Below are 3935 nucleotides of genomic sequence, written 5' to 3'. Positions count from 1 at the left end.
GCAAAAGATTAAAAGCAAAATCCCAGGGATTCCATCCCTGGACCCGGCCAGGGAGGTGCCCTCCCTGGACCCGCAATGGTTTTGGGCAGTGAATAGTTATGACAAAAAAAAGGTGCCGAAGAAATTTTACACTCTTCGGCACCTCTCACTGCTAGCCAGATTTCTGCTCAATCCTCAGCCGGATAATGCTCCTGCAGGATTATTTGCCTCCACCCAGACTGTGTACATACAAGGTCAACTGTTTAATCTGCAAAGGTGACAGCTTGCGACTGGCGGACTCATTACCCCAAGCCGGCATATGACCAGTCCGACCTTTGGCAATCGACTCACGCACAGTCTGTACATCGCCACCATACAACCAAATGGCATCGGTCAGATTGGGCGCACCCACCGGCGGTAACGCACCACCAGCCAGTGTTCCTTTCAAGGAGCCATCCCCTTTATCACCATGACAACTGTTGCAAGCGGCCTCACCACGAAAGAGCGTGTCACCACGAGCAGCGGCTGCCGCATCCTTGCTTTTACCCGACAAAGACAACACATATTGGGTCAGATCATCCACTTGTGCATCACTGAAAGCACCACCTGCCGACTTCAAATGGGCAGGCATCTGTCCGCTACGACCATTGGTAATGGTCTCCCGGATGGTCTCCAGATCGCCACCAAACAACCAATCATCATCAGCCAAGGTCGGAAAGCCTCCCGCCTTGACCCCAACACCACCACCACCATGGCAGGGAGCACAATAGTCACCAAACACCGCCTTGCCACCCGACACAGCAAACTGCAACAAGGCATTGTCGCTGGCAATCTCCTTCAATGAGAGCTTTTCCAGACGATCATTGAACGGTTTTTGTTTGACAGCCACCGCATCCAGATCCTGCTTCAACTCTTTGTACATCGACCATTCCCACACCCCTTTGGTAAAACCATCTGCCAGGGGCCAGGCCGGATACAACACCCAGTAAATCACCGCCCAGACAACTGTGGCATAGAAACTATACAACCACCAACGTGGCAAGGGGTTGTTATACTCCTGCAACGGGAACCCTTCCTCTTCATCCCATTGGTGCCCAGTGGTTTTTCCATCCTTTAAGTCCGCCATCGTCTCTTCTCCTTCGTCTCTATCAGCGGGTCTGAGCCTGATAACTGGAAAAATCCACCAGCGTTCCCAGCATCTGCAAGTAAGCCACTAAGGCATCCAATTCGGTTACACGATCTGACTGGGCGTCGAAATCATCTTTGGGGACTTTGTTGCCATAACGTTTTGTCAAACCGGAAGCATCGGCGGTGGCCGAAGCCTGATCGAGCAAATCCTTTTTGGCATTGGCAATCTGCTCAGCAGTGTAGGGCACACCAACCATACTCAAAACCTGCATCCGTTTTTCGATGTCGTCATACTTGAGGTCGGTTTTACGCAACCAGGGATAGGCGGGCATCACCGACTCCGGAACCACAGAACGAGGCGCTTCCATATGGGCAAGATGCCAATGGTTGGAATATTTGCCACCAATGCGGGCTAAATCCGGTCCGGTACGCTTGGAACCCCACTGGAAGGGGTGATCATACATGCTTTCGGCAGCCAGAGAGTAATGACCATAACGCGCCGCTTCATCACGCAGGGGCCGAACCATCTGTGAATGGCAGTTATAACATCCTTCACGGATATAGATATCCCGTCCTTTTAATTCCAAGGGGGTATACGCCCGCATCCCTTTGACCGGTTCGATGGTGCTCTTGATAAAGAAGAGCGGCACAATTTCCACCAAGCCACCGATGGCAATGGCCACCAAGGTAAAGACGATCATCAGGGAGACATTTTTTTCAATGGATTCATGTTTAATCATCGTCATTCTCCCACTCAAGCCGCCACACGCTGACTGCCATTACCGCTTTGCCGAACAGTCATGACCAGGTTATAGGCCATAACCAATGCACCCACCAAAAAGACCACACCACCAATAGAGCGGATGATATAGTAGGGGTGCATAGCGGCTACCGATTCGGCAAAAGAGTAGCTGAGATTGCCGAAAGCATCATATTGCCGCCACATCAAACCCTGCATGATTCCGGAGATCCACATGGCCACGATATAGATCACCACACCCACCGTGGAGAGCCAAAAGTGGAAGTTGATCAAACGGGTGGAGTAGATGGTTACCCCCCACAAACGCGGGACCATATGATAGAGAGCCGCAAAGGAGATCATCGCCACCCAACCCAACGTACCAGAATGCACATGACCAATTGTCCAGTCGGTATAGTGGGAAAGAGCATTGACCGTTTTGATCGACATCATCGGTCCTTCAAAGGTGGACATACCATAGAAGGAGAGCGAAACAAAGCAGAAGCGCAGAATCGGATCAGTACGCAGTTTATGCCAGGCACCTGACAGGGTCATGATACCGTTGATCATGCCGCCCCAGGAGGGCAAAAGCAGCATGATGGAGAAGGTTGCACCCAGGGTGCTGGCCCAATCCGGCAAGGCTGTATAATGCAAATGGTGCGGACCTGCCCAAATATACAAAAAGGACAAAGCCCAGAAGTGCACCACCGACAAACGATAGGAATAGACCGGACGCTCTGCCTGCTTGGGCACAAAATAGTACATCAAGCCCAAAAAGGCGGCCGTCAAGAAAAAGCCTACCGCATTGTGACCATACCACCACTGCACCATGGCATCCTGCACCCCAGCAAATATGGGGTAAGAGTCGGTCAGGCTGACCGGAATGGCCAAGTTATTGACGATGTGCAGCATGGCCACGGCAAGGATGAAGGCCAAATAGAACCAGTTGGCAACATAGATGTGCTCAACCTTCCGCCGCAACAGGGTGCCAACAAAGTTAATAAAGTAGGCAACCCATACCACAGTGATCAACAGATCGATCGGCCAGATCGGCTCTGCATACTCCTTGCCCTGGGTAATACCCAGCGGATAGGTGATCACCACCAGCACGACCACCAGATTCCATCCCCAGAAGGTAAAACTGGAGAGAAAATCGGAGAAGAGTCGTACCTTGCAGGTGCGCTGCACCACATAATAACTGGTGGCAAACAGCACCGAGCCACCAAAGGCAAAAATAACTGCCGAGGTGTGCAGGGGGCGTAACCGACCGAACGTGATATAGGGAATATTCATGTTCAAATCGGGAAATGCCAGTTGCAGCGCCAAAATCACTCCCACTAAAAATCCGACTATGGAATAGATTACTGCGACTGCTGAGAACTTTTTGACAATTTCGTAGTCATACAGATGTTGCTGAATTGGTTGTTGGCCCACGTAGCCCTCCTTCCTTTTTTATCTAGGCAAGCGAGAAAAAAAAATGGCCGAATCACACAACATCCTCTATCACGATGCCGTGCGATTCTGTTAGTATACCAAATCTGCCAAAGAAGCAATCAAAAAATATCAAAAAATAAACTTTGTCTTTATGTAACGATCTGTCAAAAATTGCGAGGTATTTGTATGTCCAGTGCAACAGACTCTCTCTACGCCGCATGGAAAAAAATCTATCCACGCTACCAGTTAGGCTTTTTTAGATCCCTGCGTAATAAATTGTACATCGTAGAACTTGTTATTTTCTTTCTTTTACCATTTCTTCGCTGGGAAAGGCCGGAAGGTTTACCCAATCAGGCAGTCCTTTTCGATCTTCCTGCACGCAAATTTTACATATTCGATTTAATGATCTGGCCTCAAGATATCATTCTTTTAGCATTCCTTCTAATTGCCGCCGCATTGGGACTCTTTTTTATGACCGCATTAGGTGGTCGAGTCTTTTGTGGATATATGTGTATTCAAACTGTTTGGACCGATTTACTATTACACGTGGAATTGCTGTTTGAAGGCAATCGCAAACAACGTATCAAACTTGATCAAGCACCATGGTCCCTACGGAAATTACTGGTCAAAACAGGCAAACATGGGGCATGGCTAC

Annotated in this window: 4 protein-coding genes; 1 reads left to right on the top strand and 3 read right to left on the bottom strand. The window is 49.5% G+C overall.

Annotated elements, in window-relative coordinates:
• Nucleotides 1-199: 199 nt before the first annotated feature.
• The 3 genes from ccoP to ccoN are packed head-to-tail and all read right to left on the bottom strand — an operon-like array spanning nt 200 to nt 3280.
• The gene (gene ccoP / locus EJP87_RS14450; protein WP_130472569.1) at nt 200-1105 is read right to left on the bottom strand and encodes a cytochrome-c oxidase, cbb3-type subunit III; all 906 of its coding nucleotides are present in this window, start codon (nt 1103-1105) and stop codon (nt 200-202) included.
• 22 nt (nt 1106-1127) lie between these two features.
• Nucleotides 1128-1853, bottom strand: a complete 726-nt coding sequence (gene ccoO, locus EJP87_RS14445; RefSeq protein ID WP_130472568.1) for a cytochrome-c oxidase, cbb3-type subunit II — start codon at nt 1851-1853, stop codon at nt 1128-1130.
• An 8-nt stretch (nt 1854-1861) separates the two neighbouring features.
• A complete protein-coding gene (ccoN, locus tag EJP87_RS14440; RefSeq protein ID WP_130472567.1) occupies nt 1862-3280 on the bottom strand; it encodes a cytochrome-c oxidase, cbb3-type subunit I in 1419 nt (472 codons plus the stop codon).
• 186 nt (nt 3281-3466) lie between these two features.
• On the opposite strand from ccoN, the gene EJP87_RS14435 reads away from it, so the two are divergent.
• A partial coding sequence (locus EJP87_RS14435; RefSeq protein ID WP_130472566.1) for a 4Fe-4S binding protein occupies nt 3467-3935 on the top strand: 469 nt, incomplete at its 3' end.

This window comes from Candidatus Magnetaquicoccus inordinatus, from assembly GCF_004217665.1.
Classification (GTDB): domain Bacteria; phylum Pseudomonadota; class Magnetococcia; order Magnetococcales; family Magnetaquicoccaceae; genus Magnetaquicoccus; species Magnetaquicoccus inordinatus.
Note: the sequence above shows the minus strand (reverse complement) of the source record. Positions and strands in the feature narration are given on the sequence as shown.